Below are 22,244 nucleotides of genomic sequence, written 5' to 3' on the forward strand. Positions count from 1 at the left end.
TGCGTGGTCATGCGCCGAACGGAATACGTCCGGCGTTCCTGCAACAGTAGCCCTCCTCCCCGGTGGGGTCCGCTCAGGAATCCAGGATGCGTCCAGCGGCCGTGCGCGACGCCGCCACGATGCCCGCCAGCCCCCGCCCGGACGAGGCCTCGCCGATGCCGACGACCCCCTCGGCCAGACCGGCCGCGGTCGCGTCCGGTCCGTTCCAACGGACGCTGGCAGCGCCCACGACGGCGTCCGGTGCGATGTGGACGCCGAGCAGGGCGGACGCGTCGCGGGTGGCGCGGGTCCCGGTGGCGTCCGCGGGGTCGACCGGGAGGCTCGTGGCCAGGTCCGCCTGGTCGGTCGCGGCCGTCGTGTAGCTGAGTCGCAGGACGTGTCGGCCAGCGGCCGCCTCGGCGAGCCACGGCCACTTCACGGTGGCGTGCGTGATCGCCTTCGCGGCGACGCCCTCGGCCTCGGGGTGCACGAGCATCCCGGTGCCCCGCGGCGCGGCGTCCAGCTCGGGCTGGTCGACCACGAGCGTGACGAGCTCGATGCCCGTGCGCGCGGCAGCGGCACTGCGGGTCGGGTCGGCCGTCGACGCGAGGACGTGGTCGGCGTGCAGGCGCTCGGTCTCGCCGTCGGCGCCGAGGACCTCGACCGCGTGCTCCTCGATCGCGGTCGCCCGGGTGTGCAGCCGGACGTCGACGCGGTAGGTCTCCAGGTCGGCGACGAGTTCGTCCACCAGCCGGACGGTGCCGCCGCGGATGCCCTGCACGGCGGACCCGGCGGTGGCCCGGGCGCGGAGGGCGAGGACGGCCCTGGCGAGCGAACCGTCGCGGAGCAGGGCGGCGCGGAGCCCCGGCGCCACCCGGTCCGGGTCGAGGTCGTCGGGGTGCGTCGAGTGCACGCCCGCGACGATCGGCACGACCAGGTCGTCGAGGACCCGCTCCCCCATCCGCTTCCGGACGAGTTCGCCGAGCGAGGGTGCCTTCGAGCCGACGAGCGAGGGCAGCAGCGAGTCCATCTGTGCCCGGAACGCGGCCTGCTGACCCACGACCGCGATCACGTCCGCCGCCATCGGGCTGCCGGGGATGCCGAGCAGCCCGGTCTGCGGGATCGGGTGGACGCCTCCGGTGCGGGTCATCAGCCAGGCGCCCCGCGGGTCCGGGGTGGTGACGTCGTTGCCCAGCCCGAGTTCGACGGCCAGGCGCCCGACGGCGTCGTTCCGGGTCGCGAACGAGTCGGCCGCCATGTCGAGGTCGATCCCCGCGACGGTGTGCCGGCGGACCATGCCGCCCAGGACGCCGGAGCCCTCGACGAGCACCACGTGCGCCCCGCCCTTCGCCAGGTCCCGCGCGGCGACCAGTCCGGCGACCCCGCCGCCGACCACGACGACGTCGGTCACGCCGGGACTCCGTCCCCGAGGCCGTGCACCAGCTCGACGATGCGGGTGAGCACCGCGGGGTCGGTCTCCGGCGGCACACCGTGGCCGAGGTTGACCACGTGGGCACGCGCGGCACCGCCGCGGCGGACGACGTCGCGCACGTGGGCCTCGAGCACCTCCCACGGGGCGGCGAGCATCGCCGGGTCGATGTTGCCCTGCACGGTGACGCCGGTGCCGACGCGGCGGACGGCCTCGTCCAGCGGCAGGCGCCAGTCGACGCCCACCGCGTCAACCCCCACCGTGTCGGTGCCGAACGTCGTCATGTCGTGCAGGACCTCGCCGCTGCCGACGCCGAAGTGGATGCGCGGGACGTCGAGGTCGGCGACGTGGGCGAGGGCCGCCGCGGAGTGCGGGGCGACGGACTGCACGTAGTCGGCGCGGGACAGCGAGCCCACCCACGAGTCGAAGAGCTGCACGGCCGAGGCCCCGGCGAGCACCTGGGCTCGGAGGAACGCCCCCGACACCTCGGCCGCCCAGCCGAGCAGTCGCGACCAGGTCTCCGGGTCGGCGTGCATGAGTGTGCGGGCGCGGATGTGGTCCTTGGACGGGCCGCCCTCGACCAGGTACGCGGCGAGGGTGAACGGGGCACCGGCGAACCCGATGAGCGGGGTGTCCCCGAGCTGCTCGACCGTCCGTGCCACGGCCGCGCTGATCGGGGCGAGCGCCGCCGGGTCGAGCGACTCGAGCGCGTCGACGTCGGCCGCCGAGCGGATCGGCGAACCGAGCACCGGACCGCGGCCGGGGACGATCTCGACGTCCACGCCGGCGAGCTTGATCGGCACGACGATGTCGCTGAAGAAGATGCCGGCGTCGACCCCGTGCCGACGGACCGGCTGCAGCGTGATCTCCGACGCCATCGCCGGGTCGAGGCAGGCGTCGAGCATGGCCGTGCCGACCCGGAGTTCGCGGTACTCGGGCAGGGACCGTCCGGCCTGCCGCATGAACCACACCGGCAGGGTCTCCGGGCGGTCGCCGCGCAGCGCCCGGACGAGCGGCGACCCCGACGTGCGCCCCGAGACGAGCGGGTGCGAGGCGGGCAGGGCGGTGGTCGGCGCGTCGGTCACCGGACGATTCTCCCATCGGCGAACAGGGCGTATCCCGAGCACGCACGATGCGGACGGGAGACCGAGCGGATGCGAGTTACCATGGAACACGTGCTCATCTGTCTCACGGCGTCGCACCGCAACGCCAGCTTCGACCTCCTGGAGCGACTGAGCATCGGCGCACCGACCGCCGCGAGCCGTCTCGTGACGGACTCCGACGTGCTGGACGGGGCCGTCGTCCTCGCCACGTGCAACCGCTTCGAGGCCTACCTCGACATCGCGGGCGACGACCGCGACTCCGCCGTCTCGGCCACCGTCGATGCCGTCGCCACCGCCAGCGACCTCGACCCCGCCGAGGTCCTCGACTCCGTGCAGGTGCTCGGCGGCAAGGACGTCGTGCAGCACCTCTTCGCCGTGTCGAGCGGCCTCGAGTCCGTCGTCGTCGGCGAGACCGAGATCTCCGGGCAGGTCCGGCGTTCCCTCGAGGACGCCCGCTCGAACGGCACCACCACCTCCGACCTCGAGCGCCTCTTCCAAGAGGCAGCGCACACCTCCCGCGGCGTGAAGACCCGCACCCGGATCGGTGCCGCCGGCCGCTCGCTCGTGCGACTCGGCCTCGAGCTCGCGTCGTCCCGCATCACCGACTGGGGCCACGCCCGCGTGCTCCTCGTCGGCACCGGCAGCTACGCCGCCACGACGATCGCCGCCCTCCGCGACCGCGGCGCCGTGCACATCCAGGTCTTCTCCCCCTCGGGCCGCGCGTCGTGGTTCGCCGCAAAGCACGACCTCGTCGCCGCGCGCGACCTCCGCCAGGCGATCGCGACGAGCGACGTCGTCATCACCTGCACGTCGAGCGAGGTGCCGGTCGTCGAACCAGCCGACCTCGACGACGGTGTCCGCCGGATCGTCATCGACCTCGGCCTCCCCCGGAACGTCGACCCGGACGCCGCCGACGTCGACGGGGTCGAGCTCCTCGACCTCGAGACGATCAGCATCCACGCCCCGGTCGCCGAGCTGAACGCCGAGTCCGAGGCCCGCGCCATGGTCGACGACGCCGTCTCGCGGTTCCGCGCCCAGGCCCTCGAGCAGTCCACCACCCCGGCGCTCGTGGCCTTCCGCAAGCACGTGTTCGACATCCTCGACGACGAGATCGACCGGGCGAAGCGCCGTGGCGACGCCGACGGCGAGTCCGTCGAGCAGACCGAGCGCGCGCTCCGGCACCTCGTCGGCGTCCTGCTGCACCGGCCGTCCGTCCGCGCCCGTGAGCTCGGTCGCGCGGGTCGCGGCGAGGAGTTCGTCGGAGCGCTCGACGCGATCTTCGGCGTCCGTCCCGAGCCGGAGGCGGAGCTGCCCGCGCCCGTCGTGCCGCTCGCGGAGCGCACCGCGCCCGACCGCGCCGTGGCGGACCGGGCAGACGAGGCGGACGCGAGCTGAGCCTCCAGGCCGTGCCGCCGACCCTGCGCGTCAGTGCGCTGCTGCTGGTGCGCGACCGACGCGTCCTGATGGTGCGCGCGCGAGCGCGCGACGTCCTCTACCTGCCCGGCGGCAAGGCGGAGCCCCACGAGACCGACGTCGAGGCGGCGATCCGCGAGGCGCACGAGGAGACCGGCCTGCGGCTGACCGCCGACGACGTCGACGCGTTCGGCACGGTCACCGAGCCCGCGCACGGGCAGGCTCCCGGCACGATGGTCGCGATGGCGCTCTTCCTGGTCCGGCCTGGAGGCACGCTGGACTCCGCCACGCCGGTCGCCTCGGCCGAGGTGGACGAGGTCGAGTGGGTCACCTCCGCGGACGCGGACCGGTGCCCGCCGGCGGGCGTGGAGACGCTCCGCCGCCTGGTGGCGGCGGAGCTCATCGACTAGCGATCAGGCCTGGTCGCGGTCCGTGTAGTGGCCGACCTCGCCGTCCGGAGTGGGCTCGGCCTCGCCCGGGATGTCCGACTCGACGTACTCACCCTCGCCGGTGCCGCCCTCCGGACGGACCTCACCGGGGATGTCGCTCGACACGAACTCACCAGCGGGCTCGTTCGTCCCCACCGGCGTCTCGCCCGGGATCTCGCTGTCCGTGAAGGCTCCGGCGCGGGGCTCGACGCCGTCCGACCGGCCCTCGTCGCCGCGTGCCTGTTCGTGCTTGCCTGCCATGTCGACCTCCGTTGCTCGAGCGCTCGCGCGCGTGCTCCGGAGTGTGCTCGTGACGGCTGGACGTCGCCCGAGTCGTGTACCCCGGTGCGGTGGTTGCGTTGGATCATGCAACAACGCGCGCGGATCACCGTCCTCGTCGGCACCGGCATCGTCGCCGCGGCCCTGCTCGCCGGCTGCTCGTCGGGCGGGACCGGCACCCCGACCGAGACGGCGACGGCCACCGAGACGGTCACGGCGTCGCCGACCACGGCCCCCTCGTCCGCCGGTGCATCGTCGCCCGGCGCCACCACGCCCGCGGGGGCATCGGGCGCGGGCGGCGGGAGCAGCGCGTGTGCGACGAGCTCGCTCGCGGGCAGCATCGAGGCGGGCAGCGGCGGGGCGGCCGGGAGCACCTACGTCCACCTCGTCCTCCGCAACACGGGTTCGGCGACCTGCACGCTGCAGGGCTGGCCGGGGGTCTCCTTCGTCGGGGACACCAACGGCACGCAGCTCGGCAACGCGGCGTCGCAGGACCGCGCGTCCGCGCACTCCACCGTGACGCTCGCCGCCGGGCAGCAGGCGGTCGCGCCGCTCAAGATCACGAACGCGGAGAACTACCCGGCCGGCAAATGCGACCCGGTCTCTCCCGACGGGTTCCGCGTCTACCCACCCGGGTCGAAGCAGTCGCTGTTCATCAAGGATGCCGACTACACGGCCTGCCGTTCCACCGACGTGAGCGTGCTGGAGGTCCAGGGTCTGGTGGCTGAGGGGCAGGCCGTCGATTGACGATGACCATCGCCGACGAGCGGCCCGGTCGGGACGAGCTGGTCGGGCTCTACGACGCCGTCGGATGGAGCGCCTACACGCGTGAACCGGACGCCCTCGTCGACGCGATCTCCGGCTCACACGCAGTCCTGACGGCACGGATCGACGACGGGTCGCTCGTCGGTCTGGTGCGGACCGTGTCCGACGGGGTCACGATCGCGTACGTGCAGGACCTGCTCGTCCGTCCCGCACACCAGCGGGCCGGCGTCGGCGGTGCGCTCCTCGACGCCGTGCTCGACCGGTACGCGGGCGTCCGGCAGACCGTGCTGCTGACCGACGCCGAGCCGGGGCAGCGCGCGTTCTACGAGTCGCGCGGGTTCACCGAGGTGCACGACGTGACTCCGGCGCCGCTGCGGTCATTCGTGCTGCTTCGCTGAGGCGTCGACGGCGGTGTCAGGTCAGGACTCGGCGCCGTCCGTGACAGTACGCTCGTCGCCGTGTCCCAGCCCACCATCCCGGACCTCGTCGAGGCCGCCGCACGCCTGCTCGGACGACCGCTCACCCTGGTTCGCGAACTCACCGGCGGACAGCACGCCCGCACGCTGCTGGCCGCCGACGGTGCGGAGCGCGTCGTGGTGCGGTCGTTCCCGCGCGCCGACGACTCGGTCGACCGTGAGTTGGCGGTGCTCGCCCGGCTCGGGCCCCTCGGTCGCCTGGCTCCTGCGGCGCTGGCCCACGGCGACCTGGACGGGCACGGGGTCATCGTGACCGAGGCCGTCCCGGGCGGACCGCCGTCGCCGACCCTCGACCCGGTCGTGATCGGCGAGCAGCTCGGCGTCGCCCTCGCGGCGATCCACCGGCTGGACCCGGTCGGCCTGCCGGACGAGGACCGCGAGCCCACGCACCGAGCGGGTCGCCTGGCCGCGATCGCGCAGGAGGCCTGGCGCGAGGCCGATCGCGACCGGGTGCTCACCCACGGCGACTTCTGGAGCGGCAACACCGTCTGGGACGGCGACCGGCTCACGGGGGTCGTCGACTGGTCCGGCGCACGCTCGGCGCCGCGCGGGGTCGACCTCGCCTGGTGTCGGCAGGACCTCGTGCTGCTCGGCTCCCCCGAGGCCGCCGAGCGGTTCCTGACGGCCTACGAGGCAGCAGCGGACCGCCGGGTCCGGGACGTGCACGCCTGGGACGTCGTCGCCGCCGCTCGTGCGGACACGTACGTGGAGACCTGGGCGCCGAACTACGCCGGGATCGGACGGCCGGAGATCGACGGTCGCCTGCTGCGCGAGCGTTTCGACGGCTGGGTCGGCACGCTGATCGGCGGGCGGATCGCGCGCTGACGCAGCGCTTGCTGACCCGACGCTTCGCGACGCAGCGCTGCCCGACTCAGCGCTTCGCGGGGGCGTGCACGGCCTCGAGCACCTCGGTGCCCATCGTCCGCAGCGCCTCGATCACGGCGAGCCGACGCTGCAGCGTGGCGTCGTCGAACGTCACCGTCACGGCGTAGCTCACGGACGAGCCGGGTCCGCGGAGGATCCCCGCCTCGGCCCGCACACCCGTGCTGGACCCGGTCACCGAGACGACCTGCAGCCCGTGGTCGAGCGCCCGGTGCGCCAGCGGGTCGAGCCCGAAGGCCCCCGCGACGAGGCTCAGGTCACTCGCGAGCGACAGCCAGCCGAGCACACGGTTCGACACCGCTTCGTCGACGACCTCGCCGAGCGCGAGACCGCGCATCAGCCAGGCGAGCTCGCCGGTCGGCGCGACCGAGGCGTCCGGGGCGTCGTCCGGCCCGCGACGGTCCCGCACCCGGTCGATGAGGGCGGTGCGCTCGATCCCCAGCGACTCCGCACGCTCGCGGACGGCGTCGATCCCGACGGTCGACAGCAGCGCGTTCGTCGCCCAGGCGTCCGCGCTCGCGCCGACCAGGGTCGCGAGGTCGGGCACCTGCATGGTCGGCTCCTGCAGGAACTGCCACAGCCCGGCACCGGTCGCGGTGTCCCGCGCCATCCGCTGCAGCCGGTCGCCGTGCAGTCGGCCGTCCTCGAGCCGCGCCGCGACCTCGACGAGCAGCAGCACCCGTCCGAGGCTCGCCACGGGCTGCACGAGGGTGTCGTCGACCGCGAGCAGGGCCTTGCCGGTCGAGGTGTCGATGACGGAGGCACTGACGGACGCACCGTCCCTGGCGATCGTGCCCAGCGCCTCCAGGGTGGACGCGAACCGGTCGTCGGCGCCCCCGCGGTGGCGACCGTGGGGACGACCGTCGGCCCCGCCGGCGTGCTGTCGTCGACGCGACCGTCGAGCCGCTCCCGGCTCGGACGACGGAGCCGCGTCGGGCTCGGTCATCACCAGATCGCGACGCGCTCGGCCGGATCGAGGTACATCGCGTCCCCCTCGGTCACGCCGAAGGTCTCGTAGAAGCCGTCGATGTTGCGGACCACCTGGTTGCAGCGGAACTCGTTCGGCGAGTGCGGGTCGATGCTGAGCAGGCGTGCGGCCTCTTCCGGACGGATCGCCATCCGCCAGGCCTGCGCCCAGCTCAGGAAGAACCGCTCGGCACCGCTGAGTCCGTCGACCACGGGCGGCTCCTGGCCGTCGAGGGAGAGCAGGTACGCCTTCCACGCGATGGACAGCCCACCGAGGTCGCCGATGTTTTCACCGATGGTCAGGGCACCGTTCACGTGGCCGTCCGGCACCTCGGTCGGCACGAGCGCGTCGTACTGCGCGATGAGGGCCTTCGTGCGCTCCTCGAACGCGGCACGGTCCGCCTCGGTCCACCAGTTCTGCAGCCGGCCGTCGCCGTCGTACTGCGAACCCTGGTCGTCGAAGCCGTGCCCGATCTCGTGCCCGATGACGGCACCGATCGCGCCGTAGTTCGCGGCGGCGTCACGGCCGGCGTCGAAGAACGGGAACTGCAGGATGGCCGCGGGGAACACGATCTCGTTGAACCCGGGGTTGTAGTAGGCGTTGATCGTCTGCGGGGTCATGAACCACTCGTCGCGGTCGATCGGCTTGCCGATCTTGCCGAGCTCGCGGTCGACCTGGAAGCTCGCGACGGCGCGGACGTTGCCGATGAGGTCGTCGGCAGACACCGGCAGCGCCGAGTAGTCGCGCCACTTCACCGGGTAGCCGATCTTCGGCGTGAACTTGTCGAGCTTGTCGAGGGCACGCGCCCGGGTCTCGTCGGTCATCCAGTCGAGCGCGGTGATGCTCTGGCGGTAGGCCTCGACGAGGTTCGCGACGAGGTCGTCCATCGTCGCCTTCGAGGTCTCGTCGAAGTGCTCCTGCACGTAGACGCGCCCGACGGCCTCGCCCATCGCGCCCTCGACGAGGGAGACGCCGCGCTTCCAGCGCTCGCGCTGCTTCGGTGCACCGGTCAGCGCCGTGCCGTAGAACGAGAAGTTGGTGGCCGAGAACGTGCTCGTCAGGTAGGCCGCCGACCCGCGGATGACCTGCCAGCGGAGCCAGTCCTTCCACATCTCGAGCGGTTCGCCGTGCAGCAGCTCCGACAGGCCGGTGACGAAGGACGGCTCGCGCACGACGACGGTCTCGAAGGCCCCGGCGGGCGCGTCGATGGCCTCCCACCAGTGCTGCAGCTGGACGTCCGCGGCGAGCGCGGCGACCTCGGCCCAGGGCAGCTTGTTGTAGGTCTTCTGGCTGTCGCGGGTGGTGACGTTGTCCCAGTGCCGTGCGGCCAGGGCGGTCTCGAGCGCGATCACGTTGTCCGTGCGCTGCCCGCCGTCGGCGAACCCGGCGAGGGGGAACATCGCGGCGACGAACTCGCGGTACTTCGTCCGGATGTCGGCGAAGCGGTCCTCGCGGTAGTACGACTCGTCGGGCAGGCCAAGGCCGGACTGCTCGAGGAAGACGACGTAGGACTCCGGGTCGCCCGGGTCGTTGTCGACGAAGAGCTGCAGGAAGCTCGGCAGTCCGATGCGTTCGAAGCGCCCGACCATCCGGACGACCTCGTCGACGGACTCGATCGCGGTGATCTCGGCGAGCAGGGGCTCGATCGGCGCGGTGCCCAGGGCCTCGAGCCGTTCCTCGTCGGTGAACGAGGTGAAGAGGTCGCCGACCTTCCGCTCCTCGGTCCCCGGGGCGGCGAGCTGCGAGCGCTCGATGATGTCCCGCACCGCGATCTCGGCGGCCTCGGCCAGCACCGTGAAGGAGCCGTACCGTGCCTTGTCGTCGGGGATCGGTGTGGCGTCGATCCAGGAGCCGTTCACGTGGCGGTACAGGTCGTCCTGGGGGCGGACCTCGGCGTCCAGCTCGTCGGTGTGGATCCCGGAGGTGCGTGCGACGTCGGTCATGCGGTCCACGATAGCCACCGCCGCCCTGATCGAGCAGGTCGGGCGCCGTCACGGGCCGCACCCTGCCGGTACGGTCGTCGCATGGGACTTCCGTGGAAGCTGCACGGGGACGGCAAGACCGTCTCGGCGACGACGATCGTGGCACCGGACGAACGCCTCACCTGGCCCCGGACGATCGGGCTCGGCGTCCAGCACGTGGTCGCGATGTTCGGCGCCACGTTCCTGGTGCCGCTGCTGACCGGCTTCCCGCCATCGACGACGCTGCTGTTCAGCGGCATCGGCACGATCCTGTTCCTGCTCATCACCGGCAACCGGCTGCCGAGCTACCTCGGGTCGTCGTTCGCGTTCATCGCCCCGATCGGTGCGGCCACGAAGATCGGCGGCATCCCGCTCGCCCTGTCCGGCATCATCGTCGTCGGCGTGCTGCTCGCGGTCGTCGGGCTCGTCGTGCACCTGGCCGGAGCCGGCTGGATCGACCGGCTGATGCCCCCGGTGGTCTCCGGCGCGATCGTGGCCCTGATCGGCTTCAACCTCGCGCCTGCGGCCCGAGACAACTTCACCGCCGCCCCGGTGGTCGCGCTCATCACCCTCGCGGCGATCATCCTGGTGACCGTCCTGTTCCGGGGCCTGATCGGCCGGTTGTCGATCGTCATCGGCGTGCTCGTCGGGTACGTCGCCGCGCTCATCGGCGGCCAGGTCGACTTCTCGAAGGTCGGCGAGGCGAAGTGGATCGGCCTGCCCGACTTCACCGCTCCCGCCTTCGACCCGGGGCAGATCGCGATCTACCTGGCGTTCGTGCCGGTGGTCCTCGCGCTCGTGGCCGAGAACGTCGGGCACGTGAAGGGCGTCGGGCAGCTGACCGGCCGCGACCTCACGCCGCTCACCGGTCGCGCGCTCTTCGCCGACGGCGTCTCGACCGTCCTGGCCGGTGTCGGCGGCGGGTCCGCCACCACCACCTACGGCGAGAACATCGGCGTGATGGCCGCCACTCGCGTCTTCTCCACCGCCGCGTACTGGGTCGCCGCCATCGCGGCCGTCCTGCTCGGCCTGTCACCGAAGATCGGTGCGGTCATCTCCTCGGTCCCGGCGGGCGTGCTCGGCGGTGCCACCACCGCCCTGTACGGCCTGATCGGCGTCATCGGCATCCGCATCTGGGTCGAGAACCGCGTCGACTTCTCGAAGCCGAAGAACCAGCTCACCGCGGGCATCGCCCTCATCATCGGCATCGCGGACTTCACGTTCCGGTTCGGTCAGGCGAGCTTCGGCGGCATCATCGTCGGCACGATCGCCGCGATCGTCGTCTACCACGTGATGGACGTCATCGGTCGGGCCCGTGGCACCGACGAGCCCTCGACCGAGGCAGCGGACCCCGCGCACGCCGCCACCGGCGGTGTACCCGCCGAACCACGCGCCGACTGACGCGAGTGGTCGGCCGGAACGCGCGTCCGGCCCGACGACGTGGGACCACCGGACTGGAGGCCCGTAGCGGCGCCGCCACGGGCCTCCAGTCCGTCCCGGCTTGACGCCCACCCCGTCGGCCGGCCACGACGGGTCGGCATCGCCGACAGAATGGATCGGTGCCCCGACCGACGAGACCCGCTGCGACCGCCGAGCGGCGCGCGGTCGACCGTGACATCGTCCGGCTGGCGGTGCCCGCACTCGGCGCGCTCGTGGTCGAGCCGCTGTTCCTGCTCACCGACACCGCCCTCGTCGGGCACCTCGGGGCGACGCCGCTCGCCGCCGTCGGTCTCGCGAGTGCCGTGCTGTCGACCGTGACCGGGCTGCTGGTGTTCCTGGCGTACTCGACCACGCCCGCCGTGGCCCGCGCCCTCGGCGGCGGCGACCGTCGGAGCGCCGTGCACGCCGGCATCGACGGTATGTGGCTCGCGCTCGTGCTGGGAGTGGTCCTGGCGCTCGTCGGGTGGCCGCTCGCCGGACCGCTCGTCGACCCGTTCGGTGCCTCACCTGACGTGTCGGCGACCGCGACCGCCTACCTGACGGTCTCGCTCATCGGGCTGCCCGGGATCCTGGTCGTGACCGCCTCGACCGGGCTGCTGCGTGGCCTGCAGGACACGAGGACGCCGCTCGTCGTCGCGACCGTCGGGTTCGTCGCGAACGGGCTGCTCAACGCCGTCCTGATCTACGGCGCCGGCTGGGGTGTCGAAGGGTCCGCCGCCGGCACCGTCATCGTGCAGTGGGCGATGGCGATCGTCTACGTCCGGATCGCGGTGCGGGCCGCGCGGTCGTCGGGGGCCCCACTGCGGCCCGGCGCCTCGGGCGTCGTCCGTGCCCTCCGGTCCGGAGCATGGCTGTTCCTGCGGACCGCCTCGCTGCGGATCGCGATGCTCGCGACCGTCGGGGCCGCTGCCGGGCTCGGGACCACCGGGCTCGCGACCACGCAGGTCGGGCTCACGGTGTTCTCGACCCTGGCGTTCGCGCTCGACGCCCTGGCCATCGCCGGGCAGGCACTCGTCGGGCACGGACTCGGCGCGCGGGACCCCGGGCGGGTGCGGCTGGTGACACGGCGGCTCGTGCTGCTCGGCATCGTCGGCGGGGTGCTGCTCGGGGTGCTGACCCTGGCCGTGAGCGGGGTGCTCGGGCCGGTGTTCTCGGACTCGTCCGCGGTGCGGGACGCGCTGCCCGTCGTGCTGGTGCTCATCGCGGTGGGGATGCCGGTCGCCGGGTACGTCTTCGTGCTCGACGGGGTGCTGATCGGTGCGGGGGACGCTCGGTACCTGGCGATCGCCGGCGGGGTGAACCTCGTCGTGTACCTGCCGCTGCTGTGGTGGGCGGGTGGGACGCTCGCGGGGCTGTGGGCGGCGTTCGCGCTCGGCTACATCGGCGTGCGGGCGGTGACGCTCGGGGTGCGGGCGCACCGGAGGGGGTGGGTGGAGCAGGCGTTGGCGCGCTGACGGGCGTCGTCGGGGCCGCGGGGTAGCGTGGCCGCATGGCGCACGACGACCGTCCCCATCGTGGTGGCATCCCCGTCGTGCCGGTCGTCGCGTTCGCGCTCGGTGGTCTCGTCGTCGCCGCGGCTGGTCTGGGGGCCCGTCCGATCCTGACCGGCGCCCGGTGGTCCCCGACCGTCGCCCCGGCCACCGCGCCGCCGCAGCCGGACGACGCCTCGGCACCGGCCACCGCCGAGCCGCAGCCGCTCGGTGCACGGGCCGCCCAGCACGTCGACACGACCTGGCTCCTCGTCGTCGCGACAGTTGTCCTCATCGCTCTCGGCGTCCTCGTGGTGCTGTACGTCCTCCGTCACCGGCGCCGCCGTGTGCGCCCGGAACGGATCGACGTCGCCGGACTCGCGGTCGACGTCACGACGGACCCCTCGGCCGAGGTCGGGCTGCAGCACATCCGCCGCGGGCTCAGCCGCGCGCTCGCGGTGCTGTCCGACCACCGCGACCCGTCCGACGCCGTCACCGCGGCGTGGCTCGGGCTGCAGGAGTCCGCGGAGGACGCCGGGTTCCGCCGCGGCCCCGCGGAGACGCCGACCGAGTTCACCACGCGCATCCTCCAGCAGCACGACGTCGACGAGACCGCCCTCGGCACCCTCCGTCGGTGCTACCTCGCGGTGCGGTTCGGCGGCGTACCGGCCACCGACGCGGACGTCGACGCGGTCCGTGCCGCCCTGCGGACGCTGGAGCAGCAGTGGTCCGTGGCCCCGACGGGCCGGACGTGAACCCCCGCGCCGCGGCCGGCGTCGTCGTGCTCGCCGTGATCGCGTCCGCCGTCGTCTGGTTCTTCGGCGTCGGCGTCGCACTGTCCCTCGCCGTCGGCGGCGTGGTCGCCGCAGTCGGACTGACGTGGACCGCGATCCGCGACGCTCCCTCGCTGACCTGGCCCGTGCCTCCCGTCCGATCCGCGCCCGGCGCACGACGCGGGCTGTCCGAGACCGCCTGGTCGCTCCGGTCCCGCGGCGGCGTGCCGGAGCGGGCGCTCGGCCGCGCCCGCGCGGTCGCTCGACACCGACTCAGGACCGTCCACCGGCTCGACCTGGACGACCCGGACGACCGCCCCGAGATCGAGGCGCTCCTGCCGCCGGACGTCGTCGCCGTGCTGCGGAGTGAACGGCGGCCCGAACTCGACCTCACCGCGTTCGGGGCCGTCCTCACCGCCGTCGAGGCGCTCGCACCCCCCACCGACCGCACCGCGACCGAGAGGCATCCGTGACCGTGACACAGCCCGAGACCGAGGCCCCGATGCCGATCGCCGAGGTCGCCGCGCGAGCTCGTGACGTCCTCGACGCGGTCGGCGCCGTCGTCGTCGGGATGCGCGAACCGCTCGCGCTGGCGTTCGCGAGCATCCTCGCCGGCGGCCACGTGCTCTTCGAGGACGTCCCGGGGCTCGGGAAGACCCTCGCAGCGCGGAGCCTCGCCGCGGCGTGCGGACTCGACTTCCGTCGGCTCCAGTGCACCCCGGACCTGCTGCCGGCCGACATCACCGGATCCTTCGTCTACGCCCCCGCGACCGCCGAGTTCGTCTTCCGGCCCGGTCCCGTCTTCACCGGCATGTTCCTCGCCGACGAGATCAACCGGACGTCACCGAAGACGCAGTCGGCGCTGCTCGAGGCGATGGCGGAGGGGCAGGTCACGGTCGAGGGTGAGGGCTTCCCGCTCCCGCGGCCGTTCCACGTCATCGCGACGTCGAACCCGATCGAGTACGAGGGGACGTACGCGCTCCCCGAGGCGCAGCTCGACCGGTTCATGGTGCGGCTCTCCGTCGGCTACCCGACCCGGGAGGGCGAGCAACGCGTGCTCCTCAACCGGATCGGCCGGCGACACGAGGTGGCGGAGGTCCCCGCCGTGGTCAGCGCGGCCGAGATGCTCCGGATGCAGGCGAGCGTCGAGGGCGTGCACGTCGACGACGACATCGCCCTGTACTGCGTCGACCTCGCGAGCGCGACGCGGTCCCACCGTGACGTGCAGGTCGGGGCGTCGCCGCGCGGTGCACAGGCGCTCATGCTCGTCGGCCGTGCACGGGCGGTCATGGACGGGCGGGACTTCGTCACGCCCGAGGACGTCAAGATCACCGCGGTCGCGGTGCTCGCGCACCGCATCTCGCTGACGCCGCAGGCGTGGGCGAACGGGGTCGACCCTGCGGGGATCGTCCGGGGCATCGTCGCGCAGGTGCCGGGGCCGCCGGTGGTCGGCCGGGGTGCGTCGGGACCGTCCGAAACGGTCGACCGGGAGGCGCGGTGAGCGTCCCCGACCCACCTCCCGCCCGGCACCGGCCCGGCCCCGACACCGCGCCGGTCTGGGTGCGCAACCCAGCGCTGGTGTTCGGGCTCGCCGGCGGGGTGTTCCTCGCCGGTCTCGCGCTCGTGACGGGGCGCCCCGAGCTCGCCGTCGTGGCGTTGCCGGCGCTCGTGGCCGCCGGGTTCGGCGCCCGTCCGCGGCTCGGCCGAGCGCCCCTCCGGGTGGTGACGACGCTCGAGCCGTCCGACTCGGGCCGCGGCGTCGGCTACCGGACGGAGATCGCACTGCCGCCGTCTGCCGAGGCCGTCGCCCTCGAGCTCCGCGTCGCGGGCGACCGACGACACGTCGTCGTGGTCGATCGCCGGACGGCTGCGAAGCTCGTCGGGACCGTCCCCGTCTCGCACTCCGGGCCCCAGGAGATCCTCCGGACGCACGTCTCGCTGCTCGGACGGGGCGGCACCGCGGTGTCGGTACCCGCCGCGGGACCGATCGCCGAGGCGGTCGTCCCGCCACCGCACCTCCGCATGCAGCACCTGCCGATGCCGCACCGCGTGACGGGGATCACCGGCGCGCACGACTCCGCCCGACCGGGCGACGGCGGTGAGTTCCGCGACGTCGCCCTGTTCGCGCCCGGGGACCGCCTCCGACGGATCGACTGGCGGCGCACCGCACGTCGCGCCGAGCGCGTCGGGGACCTCTACGTGCGACGGACCTTCGCCACCGCGGACGCGCTCGTCGTCCTCGTCGTCGACGGCCGCGACGACCTCGGCTCCGACGTCACGGAGTGGGGCGGCTCCCGCCACCGCGCGCACGGCGCGACGTCGCTCGACCTCGCGCGCGAGGCCGCCGTGTCCCTCGCGACCGCGTACATCTCCGCCGGCGACCGGGTTGGCTTCCGCGGTCTGGCCGGTACCGCGCGCTCGGTCGAACCCGGCGGCGGCACACGGCACCTCGAACGGCTCCGATCGACGATCGCCTCGGTGACCCCGACCGGCGACGCGACCGAGGCGGCACGGATGCCCCTCGTGCCGGCCGCGTCGCTCGTGGTCGTCCTGTCGACGTTCCTCGACGACCAGGCCGCCTCGATGGCGATGACGTGGGCCGCCACCGGTCACCGGGTCGTCGCGGTGGACGTGCTGCCGACGCCGGACCTGCGCCGGGCGAGCAAACACGAGCGCGCGTCCTTCCGGCTCCTCGCCCTCGAGCGCGACGACCGGCTCGCGGAGATGGCCGCCACCGGCGTCGAGCGGATCCGCTGGCAGACCGGCGACGACGGCTCCCCCGCCGTGCAGCTCCGGCTCCTCAGTCGCCCTCGGCGGGCCGGATGAGGCTCGGCTCGCGAGCAGAACGGGCCGGGGCGCCGTCGATCGGCGCTGCCGTCCCCGCGTGGACGATCGGTGCGCTCGGCCTCGTCGCGGGGATCACCGGGTCCGCCGTCGTCATCGGAGCGAGCGGGTGGCTCGTCGTCGCGGTCCTCCTCGCCGTGGCCGCCGCACTCCTGCCCCGCGGTCCGTTCGCCGCCCTGCTCGTGGTGCAGCTCGCGATCGCAGGGCTCAGCGGAACGAGCCTGCCGCTGCTCCTCGTCACGACGCACCTCGTCCTCGCCACGAGCCTGCTCTGGGCGTGGACGCCGCCGACCGCCCGCGTGCAACTCCGGTCGCTCCTGCCGTCGGCGCTGCGGTTCGCCGCGGTGCAGGCGGGGACGCAGGCGGTGGCGTTCATCGTGGTCGCGCAGTTCGGCGGCGCCGGGTCCATCGGGGGCGTGTGGCTCGCGGTGGCCGGCGCGGTCGCGCTCCTCGCACTGGCGCTCGGCCTGTTCGTGCCGACGCTGCTGCGCGTCGAAGGCGATGCCGAGGGCTGACCGGCGGAGCGCCGTGCGAGGGGCTGCGTCATCAGAGGACGACGCGGCCTTTCATCCCGGCGCGGCGAAGCGCTGTCTCGTCTTTCAGATGAGCACCGTTGCGATGACCATGACAGGGAACACCAGCAGCAGCTCACCTGTCCGACGTTCGCAAGCTGCCGAAACCACGAAACCGGTGGTTCCGGGCGAGCGACGCGGTGGGCGAAGTCCGCGACGAGGGACGGGTCATGCTCGCGCAGGACGACCGGGAGCCGATCGACCCGCGCACCATCCCGCGGAGTTGCCCGCACGTACCATGACGCCATGCCTGGGGATCAGAAGAAGAACGCCGACGGGCGGTACGCGGGGAGCAACTACCGGTACAGCGACCGGTTCATCAAGGTCGTCACCGGTTGTCTCATCGCGTGGATCTTCGTCGGAACTGGCCTCGGGTTCGCGCTGGGCGCGCTGGGCGACGTGTTCTTCCAGGGCGAGTACGGCCCGCAGACACCTGACTGGTACAGCCGCACGGCCGCGGCGATCGCCTTGAGTGGCGTGGTCTTGCCGCTGGTCGCAGGAGCGGTCCTGGGAGCGCTCGCGATCAACAAGTACGCCGCTCCGGTTGCGGTGCTGCTGCTCGCGGCCATCGGGTCGTTCATCTACGGCCGGGTCGTCGACGGGCAAGGAGTCTGGATGCTCTACGGGGTCGCTGGTGGCGTCGTTGCTGTCGCGCTGTTCTTCTCCATCGGGCTCCAGGCGAGGGTGCCCGTGTGGCTGCAGCTCCCCGGCCTGAACTCTCCACGTGTCCATCTCACAAGAGGCGATCCCGACGACAGCAAGCCCCCGCACAGGTGACGAATCGTTCGCACCGCCGTTCTTCCGCTCGTTGACCGAGCGTGGTCCTGATTGCTACGTTGAGTCGCATGTCAGTCGGGCCGAACGGACTCGCGGGCCAGTTCGGGCCGCTCGAGTTCGCGATCCTCGAAGCGCTCTGGGCCGGCGGAGAGTCGTCCGTGGGCGAATGCGCCGAGCGACTGAGCGGTGGCCAGGCGTACACGACGGTCAAGACCGTGATGGAGCGGATGACCGTGAAGGGGCTTCTCCTGCGGCGCAAGGAGTCCCGTGCCTACCGGTACAGCGCAGCGCGGACGCGTGACGAGATGAACCGAGACGCAGCGGAGCGGTCGAGCCGCGAGCTCCTCGCCGGGTTCGGCAGTGTCGCGGTGAGCAGCTTCGTGGACGCGATCGATCCGAGCTCGCCGGAGTTCGACGACCTGGTCGCGCGGCTCCGGGCCGTCGCCGGGCGGACCGAGGAGTAGACGGCGCCGAGCGCGTTGGGGGATGCACATGGACTTCGGAGTGATCGGTTACCCGCAGGTGCTGCTGGGGCTCTGGGGGCCCCTCGCCCTCCGCGCCGCGTGGTTCGTGTGGACCCGCCGCGGTGCCGCCAACGTCGCACCCGCCACGCGGGCACTCGTCACCGCAGCCGTCGCCATCGCGCCGCTCGTGGCGCTCTTCGTGCCGTTCGAGCCGTCGACACCGCTCCGCGACGCCTTGCCCTGGCGCGCACCCATCGCCTGGGGCATCGCGATCGCACCGCCTGCCGACGCCGAGCGGTCGCCGGTCGGACTGGTGCTCATGCTGTTCGCGGTCGTGCCCGTCGTCTCCGTCCTCGTGTCGTTCGCGATCGGTGTCGTCGAGGTGGTGGTGTCGCGGTGCCGACTCGCCCGTCTCGAGACCGGTCGCCGAGGGGGACTGCGCCTCATCGCCGAGAACGACAGTCTGACCGCGTGCGTGGCTGGCCTCGTGGTGCCACGGGTGTACATCACGGAGTCGACACTCCGCGGTCCGCACTCGTCGGCAGTCATCGCGCACGAGCGCGCGCACCAGCGTCGTCTCCACCCGCTCCTCAAGTGGACCGTCGGGTGCGCGCTCCGCGCGTGGTGGTGGATCCCCGGTGCTCGGGCGATGCGGCACGACCTCGTCGTCTCGACCGAACTCTGGGCCGACGATGCGGCGAGGCGACGCGTCGGCGACCGTGCGGTCGCGTCGGCGCTGCTCGGTTCGATGGAGCACGCCGGCGTGGGCGGGCTGCGGACGGCGGTCTCGGTGGCCGGTCTCGTCGGCGCGGAGAGCGTCCTCGGAATGCGCGTCGGAGCGCTGTGCGTGCCGGTGCGTGCTCGCCGCCCCGTCGAGCGGGTCCTCGTGCCGGTGTTGCTCCTCGGCTCGCTCGTCCTCTTCGTCCTCCTGTTCTGAGCCGTCTGTTCTGAGCCCCCTGGCGTTCCGCCGTCCCGAACCCGCCGGCGAAACCCCCATCTGCTACTTTGTGTAGCAGTTCGCATCGGAGCGAGCGTGGACGGAAGGGGACCACGGTGGACCATGCAGCAGCGACGGGGTGGGAGCGCGGCACGGGGACGATGGTGGGGAAGCCGGTCGCGGAGACCGGCGGGCTCACGAAGCGCTTCGGCCGGACAGTGGTGGTCGACGGCGTCGACCTCGTGGTGCGACCCGGCACCGTGTACGGCCTGCTCGGGCCGAACGGCGCGGGCAAGAGCACGACGCTGAAGATGATGCTCGGTCTCCTCAAGCCGACCTCGGGCGGGGTCGACCTGTTCGGGGAGCCGTGGAACCGCGCCGCACTCGGCCGCATCGGTGCGAGCGTCGACGGCCCGGGTCTCTACGAGCACCTCTCCGCCGCGCAGAACCTCGGCGTGCACGCGGAGCTGCTCGGACTCGATCGGGGCGGGATCGACACGGCCCTCGACATCGTCGGCCTCGCGCACACCGGACGGAAGGCCGTCCGGCACTTCTCCCTCGGGATGAAGAGTCGCCTCGCGCTGGCAGTGGCTCTGCTCGGCGAGCCGGAACTCGTCATCGTGGACGAACCCCAGAACGGGCTCGACCCGGAGGGGATCGCCGCGACGAGGCGGCTCCTGCGGTGCATCGCGGACTCCGGTCGCACCGTGTTGCTGTCCAGCCACGTGCTCGCCGAGGTCGCCGCAGTCGCGGACGACATCGGCGTCATGGCCGCGGGCCGGCTCGTCTACCAGGGGTCACTGACGGACCTCGCGCCCGACGGCGACCTCGAGCGGGCGTACTTCGCGCTCACCGCTGGCGGTGTGCGGTGAGCACGATGACCGGTGTCGCTCCCCTGCCGCGGGTGGTCGGTGCCGAGGCACTGCGGTGGCGGCGCGACGTGGCCGCATGGCTGCCGTTGGGCGGAGTCGTCATCGGCGCCGGTCTCGGCGTGCTCTCCGGTGGAGTCCACGCCGGGCCGGGATGGGGCGCCGTGCTGGCGTGGCTCAACCCGTGGGCGGTCTTCGTCGGACCGATGCTCGCCGTGCTCGTCGTCGGTGTCTCCGTCGCGGGCGATCGCACGTGTCGCGGCGGTGGGACCTGGTGGCGGCCGGTCGACGCCCTCCGTGCGGACGTGGCGAAGCTCGCGGTCGCAGCCGTGTTCCTCCTCGCGATGGACCTGCTCGCGGTCCTCGGGGTCCTCGGCATCGGGGCGACGCGTGCCAGCGGTGCGTTGCCGGTGCTCCGGGTCCTCGCGGTCGTGGTCGTGCTCTGGTCCGGGTCGCTCTGCGTGGCCGCGATCGGTCTCCGGGTGGCTCGACGGCTCGGCGTGCTCGCGGGGCTCGGCGTCGGCGTCGTGTGGTGTGTCGTCGGGGCCCTCGCCGCCGAGGGCAGCGCGGCGCTGTTCGTCCCCCCGGCGTGGGCGGTCCGCGCGACGATCCCGCTCCTCGGGACGCACGCGAACGGCGTCCCGCTCCCGGAGTCCTCCACCCTGCAGTCGATCCAGCCGCTCCCCCTCGCGCTCGCCTGCATCGTGCTGGCCGTCGTGATCGTCGTCGTACGCCTCCCGCAGGCACGCCCGTCCGGGATCTCGCACCGCTCCGGTCGACGTCGGCCCGACGCCGGTGGAGCCGGCGCAACGGCACCACCGCGGGCGCTCGACGCCCGCGAACGCGGAGCCGAGCCGGTCGAACGCGCGGTCGGCCGCCGGGCAGTGCGTCCCAGCGCGGCCGGTGCGGTGACCGCGTCGCTGCGACGCACCCCGGTCTGGATCCTCCCGGTCGGATCGGTCGCGCTCTGTCTCCTCATGACCCGGTGGCAGGCGCCGGATCGAGTCCTCGTGATCGTCCCCGTGCTCGTCGTGCCCGTCGTCGCGTTCGTCGCGCCGATGGTCCTGTGGGGACGGCAGCGGCCGGCGTGGCGGGCGATCGCGAGTCGGACGGTGCCGATCGAACGGGTCGCACACGCCCTCGCCCTCACGAACGCGGTGCTCGCCGCCGTGTCCGTCGTCGTTCCGCTCGTGGTGCTCGGCGTCCTCGCCGAGGCGCGGCCGGCGCGGGTGCTGCTGCTCGCCGGTCTGGGCTGTCTGGCCGTCCTGGCGGTGTCCGCCTGGCAACTCGTCCTCGAGATGACCGTCGGGCGCGTGGTGGCACTCGCCGTGGGGATCGTCGGCACGTTCGTGTCGCTGCTCATCGGCGGCAGCGGGCTCGGGACGGTCTTCTGGACCGTCGATCCGTGGTCGTGGGGCGCTTTCGGCGCGCCAGCACAGATGGTCCTGACGGTCCCGGTCATGCTCGCCGCCGTGGTCCTCGCGTGGTTCGTGATCGCCCGGTGTGGACGGCGGGCAGCCGCGTGACCGACGACCTGCTCGACCTCGATCTCGGCTCCGCACCGCGGCCGTCCGAGATGCCCGACGTCCGTCTGCTGGGCCGCCCGACGGTCAACGCCAAGCAAGTGCGGTCGACGAAGCCGCTGGAACTCGTCGCAGCGGTGGCACTCGCCGGTGGCCGGTACTCCCGGGACGGACTGGTCTCGGGCATCTACGGAGGCGAAGCGTCCGATTCGGCGCTCCCCACGCTCGCCTACCGCGCTCGCCTCCTCGGGCTCCCCGTCGAGTACGACCCGTACACCGGGTTCTACGCCCTGACGAGCGCGATCTCGCTCGACGTCGTGGACGTGCTGCGGCTCTCGGCCGCCGGACGCGCGAGTGATGCGCTGTGTCTCTACCGCGGACCGTTCCTCCCGCGGAGCGGGAGCCCGTTCGCCGCGACGCTCCGTGCGGAGATCGACAACGCCGTCGCCCAGGCGGCGCTGGCCACGGGCGACCAGCGCGTGATCGAGTACGCGGCGCGAGCGGTCCTGCACCCGATGCTCGCGGACGCCGTCCGTCGCGCTCGACCGGACGTCGCCTCGACCGTGCTCGGCGCGGCGTACCTGCGCGGCATCGGTGCGACCTCGTGACGTCCGGAGCGGAACTGTGATGGGGGTGTGAAGGGGGTGCGACCCATCGCCGCGACAGTGGTTCCGACGGGCCGACCGGCCCGTCGGAATCCTCGTTGAAAGGGGGGTGGAGATGAGCAACAGCGACTTCGATCTCGACCTGCAGGTCGAATCGACCAACGCGACGGTGACGCCGCAGATCACCAGCGTCTCGCTCTGTACGCCGGGTTGCCCGACGGGCGGCTTCGCGTGCTTCACGGCGGCGTGCACCGGTGGGTGCACGATCTCGTCGTCCAGCGCCTGACGG

Annotated in this window: 24 protein-coding genes; 19 read left to right on the plus strand and 5 right to left on the minus strand. The window is 73.1% G+C overall.

Features of this window, described 5'->3' with window-relative positions; translation table 11 throughout:
• Positions 1–73 precede the first annotated feature (73 nt).
• Both EDF64_RS09040 and hemE read right to left on the minus strand, forming a co-directional pair.
• Positions 74–1,390: a protoporphyrinogen/coproporphyrinogen oxidase gene (locus tag EDF64_RS09040; RefSeq protein ID WP_133519680.1), complete on the minus strand. Its 1,317-nt coding sequence runs from the start codon at positions 1,388–1,390 to the stop codon at positions 74–76.
• Positions 1,387–2,493 (minus strand): uroporphyrinogen decarboxylase, encoded by a 1,107-nt coding sequence (gene hemE / locus EDF64_RS09045; protein WP_133519681.1) that lies wholly within the window; start codon positions 2,491–2,493, stop codon positions 1,387–1,389. Before hemE ends, EDF64_RS09040 begins: the two co-directional genes overlap by 4 nt.
• Before the next feature lie 90 nt (positions 2,494–2,583).
• On the opposite strand from hemE, the gene EDF64_RS09050 reads away from it, so the two are divergent.
• Positions 2,584–3,906 carry a glutamyl-tRNA reductase gene (locus EDF64_RS09050; protein WP_133519682.1) on the plus strand — a complete coding sequence of 441 codons (1,323 nt, stop codon included), beginning with the start codon at positions 2,584–2,586 and terminating at the stop codon, positions 3,904–3,906.
• Between the two features lie 11 nt (positions 3,907–3,917).
• Positions 3,918–4,334: an NUDIX hydrolase gene (locus tag EDF64_RS09055; RefSeq protein ID WP_243736313.1), complete on the plus strand. Its 417-nt coding sequence runs from the start codon at positions 3,918–3,920 to the stop codon at positions 4,332–4,334.
• Between the two features lie 3 nt (positions 4,335–4,337).
• Here the strand turns inward: EDF64_RS09055 and EDF64_RS09060 are convergent, their stop codons facing one another.
• Positions 4,338–4,613: a hypothetical protein gene (locus EDF64_RS09060; RefSeq protein ID WP_133519683.1), complete on the minus strand. Its 276-nt coding sequence runs from the start codon at positions 4,611–4,613 to the stop codon at positions 4,338–4,340.
• 105 nt (positions 4,614–4,718) lie between these two features.
• Between EDF64_RS09060 and EDF64_RS09065 the strand changes: the two genes are divergently transcribed.
• The 3 genes from EDF64_RS09065 to EDF64_RS09075 are packed head-to-tail and all read left to right on the plus strand — an operon-like array spanning position 4,719 to position 6,697.
• Positions 4,719–5,378 carry a DUF4232 domain-containing protein gene (locus EDF64_RS09065; RefSeq protein ID WP_133519684.1) on the plus strand — a complete coding sequence of 220 codons (660 nt, stop codon included), beginning with the start codon at positions 4,719–4,721 and terminating at the stop codon, positions 5,376–5,378.
• Positions 5,379–5,380: 2 nt separating this feature from the next.
• The gene (locus EDF64_RS09070; RefSeq protein ID WP_133519685.1) at positions 5,381–5,794 is read left to right on the plus strand and encodes a GNAT family N-acetyltransferase; all 414 of its coding nucleotides are present in this window, start codon (positions 5,381–5,383) and stop codon (positions 5,792–5,794) included.
• Positions 5,795–5,854: 60 nt separating this feature from the next.
• Positions 5,855–6,697 carry an aminoglycoside phosphotransferase family protein gene (locus EDF64_RS09075; protein WP_243736314.1) on the plus strand — a complete coding sequence of 281 codons (843 nt, stop codon included), beginning with the start codon at positions 5,855–5,857 and terminating at the stop codon, positions 6,695–6,697.
• 46 nt (positions 6,698–6,743) lie between these two features.
• Here the strand turns inward: EDF64_RS09075 and EDF64_RS09080 are convergent, their stop codons facing one another.
• Together EDF64_RS09080 and EDF64_RS09085 are read right to left on the minus strand one after the other, a co-directional pair.
• On the minus strand, positions 6,744–7,700 hold the full coding sequence (locus EDF64_RS09080; protein WP_133519686.1) for a serine hydrolase: 957 nt from the start codon (positions 7,698–7,700) through the stop codon (positions 6,744–6,746).
• A complete protein-coding gene (locus tag EDF64_RS09085) occupies positions 7,700–9,664 on the minus strand; it encodes a M13 family metallopeptidase (protein ID WP_133519687.1) in 1,965 nt (654 codons plus the stop codon). The genes EDF64_RS09080 and EDF64_RS09085 overlap by 1 nt, the downstream gene beginning before the upstream one ends.
• Before the next feature lie 81 nt (positions 9,665–9,745).
• Here EDF64_RS09085 and EDF64_RS09090 point away from each other — a divergent pair, with 81 nt between their 5' ends.
• The 14 genes from EDF64_RS09090 to EDF64_RS09155 all read left to right on the plus strand — a co-directional run bounded on the left by EDF64_RS09090 (position 9,746) and on the right by EDF64_RS09155 (position 22,241).
• Positions 9,746–11,083, plus strand: a complete 1,338-nt coding sequence (locus EDF64_RS09090) for a uracil-xanthine permease family protein (RefSeq protein ID WP_133519688.1) — start codon at positions 9,746–9,748, stop codon at positions 11,081–11,083.
• A gap of 158 nt (positions 11,084–11,241) precedes the next feature.
• Complete coding sequence (locus EDF64_RS09095) at positions 11,242–12,576, plus strand: MATE family efflux transporter (protein ID WP_133519689.1); 1,335 nt, start codon at positions 11,242–11,244, stop codon at positions 12,574–12,576.
• A 35-nt stretch (positions 12,577–12,611) separates the two neighbouring features.
• The gene (locus EDF64_RS09100) at positions 12,612–13,346 is read left to right on the plus strand and encodes a DUF4129 domain-containing protein (protein ID WP_133519690.1); all 735 of its coding nucleotides are present in this window, start codon (positions 12,612–12,614) and stop codon (positions 13,344–13,346) included.
• Positions 13,343–13,837, plus strand: a complete 495-nt coding sequence (locus tag EDF64_RS09105) for a hypothetical protein (RefSeq protein WP_133519691.1) — start codon at positions 13,343–13,345, stop codon at positions 13,835–13,837. The genes EDF64_RS09100 and EDF64_RS09105 overlap by 4 nt, the downstream gene beginning before the upstream one ends.
• Positions 13,838–13,866: 29 nt before the next feature.
• Positions 13,867–14,865 (plus strand): AAA family ATPase, encoded by a 999-nt coding sequence (locus EDF64_RS09110; RefSeq protein ID WP_133519818.1) that lies wholly within the window; start codon positions 13,867–13,869, stop codon positions 14,863–14,865.
• Positions 14,862–16,190: a DUF58 domain-containing protein gene (locus EDF64_RS09115; protein WP_133519692.1), complete on the plus strand. Its 1,329-nt coding sequence runs from the start codon at positions 14,862–14,864 to the stop codon at positions 16,188–16,190. Before EDF64_RS09110 ends, EDF64_RS09115 begins: the two co-directional genes overlap by 4 nt.
• A complete protein-coding gene (locus EDF64_RS09120) occupies positions 16,187–16,723 on the plus strand; it encodes a hypothetical protein (RefSeq protein ID WP_133519693.1) in 537 nt (178 codons plus the stop codon). The genes EDF64_RS09115 and EDF64_RS09120 overlap by 4 nt, the downstream gene beginning before the upstream one ends.
• 303 nt (positions 16,724–17,026) lie before the next feature.
• On the plus strand, positions 17,027–17,557 hold the full coding sequence (locus EDF64_RS09125; protein WP_133519694.1) for a hypothetical protein: 531 nt from the start codon (positions 17,027–17,029) through the stop codon (positions 17,555–17,557).
• Between the two features lie 68 nt (positions 17,558–17,625).
• Positions 17,626–18,021 carry a BlaI/MecI/CopY family transcriptional regulator gene (locus tag EDF64_RS09130; protein WP_133519695.1) on the plus strand — a complete coding sequence of 132 codons (396 nt, stop codon included), beginning with the start codon at positions 17,626–17,628 and terminating at the stop codon, positions 18,019–18,021.
• A 28-nt stretch (positions 18,022–18,049) separates the two neighbouring features.
• The gene (locus tag EDF64_RS09135; protein WP_133519696.1) at positions 18,050–18,958 is read left to right on the plus strand and encodes a M56 family metallopeptidase; all 909 of its coding nucleotides are present in this window, start codon (positions 18,050–18,052) and stop codon (positions 18,956–18,958) included.
• A 116-nt stretch (positions 18,959–19,074) separates the two neighbouring features.
• Entirely contained in the window at positions 19,075–19,830 is a 756-nt protein-coding gene (locus EDF64_RS09140) for an ATP-binding cassette domain-containing protein (protein WP_243736315.1), read from the plus strand.
• Positions 19,827–21,353, plus strand: coding sequence for a hypothetical protein (locus tag EDF64_RS09145; protein WP_133519697.1), 1,527 nt, complete (start codon positions 19,827–19,829; stop codon positions 21,351–21,353). The genes EDF64_RS09140 and EDF64_RS09145 overlap by 4 nt, the downstream gene beginning before the upstream one ends.
• Entirely contained in the window at positions 21,350–21,958 is a 609-nt protein-coding gene (locus EDF64_RS09150) for a hypothetical protein (protein WP_133519698.1), read from the plus strand. The genes EDF64_RS09145 and EDF64_RS09150 overlap by 4 nt, the downstream gene beginning before the upstream one ends.
• A gap of 112 nt (positions 21,959–22,070) precedes the next feature.
• Complete coding sequence (locus EDF64_RS09155) at positions 22,071–22,241, plus strand: gallidermin/nisin family lantibiotic (RefSeq protein WP_133519699.1); 171 nt, start codon at positions 22,071–22,073, stop codon at positions 22,239–22,241.
• Positions 22,242–22,244 lie beyond the last annotated feature (3 nt).

Source organism: Curtobacterium flaccumfaciens (genome assembly GCF_004361695.1).
GTDB classification, from domain to species: domain Bacteria; phylum Actinomycetota; class Actinomycetes; order Actinomycetales; family Microbacteriaceae; genus Curtobacterium; species Curtobacterium flaccumfaciens_B.